We start from the raw sequence: 467 nt of genomic DNA on the forward strand, positions 1-467 counted from the left end.
ACCCTCCGCATATCATCTTCGTCACCCTCCGCATATCATCTTCGTCACCCTCCGCATATGATCTTCGTCACCCTCCGCATATCATCTTCGTCACCCTCCGCATATCATCTTCGTCACCCTCCGCGAAGGCGGAGGGTCCATTCTTTATCATTTTGTTTGTGATTTTCATAATCGCATTATTCGTGTGTTCCCAAGCCTATTGATGAGACTTGATTTTATACCAGAATATAAGGTTCCCTTTTTGGTATGTTGAAATATGCTGATATGAATACATGTTACTGGTTATTCAGTATTGAACTTACCATTCATGGACCCTCCGCCTTCGCGGAGGGTGACGAGAACCAGCGGAGGGTGACGAGAACCAGCGGAGGGTGACGAGAACCAGCGGAGCGTGACGAGAACCAGCAGAGCGTGACGAGAACCAGCAGAGGGTGACGAGAACCAGCAGAGGGTGACGAGAACCAGCG

The 467-nt window shown here is 49.7% G+C and carries 1 protein-coding gene; it reads right to left on the reverse strand.

Annotation, left to right across the window (positions count from 1 at the left end; all coding sequences use genetic code 11):
• Positions 1–282 precede the first annotated feature (282 nt).
• Positions 283–467, reverse strand: a 185-nt coding sequence (locus Lqua_RS18700) for a hypothetical protein (RefSeq protein ID WP_238585540.1), incomplete at its 5' end; no start/stop codon positions are given.

Origin of the sequence: Legionella quateirensis (assembly GCF_001467955.1) — a bacterium.
Classification (GTDB): domain Bacteria; phylum Pseudomonadota; class Gammaproteobacteria; order Legionellales; family Legionellaceae; genus Legionella; species Legionella quateirensis.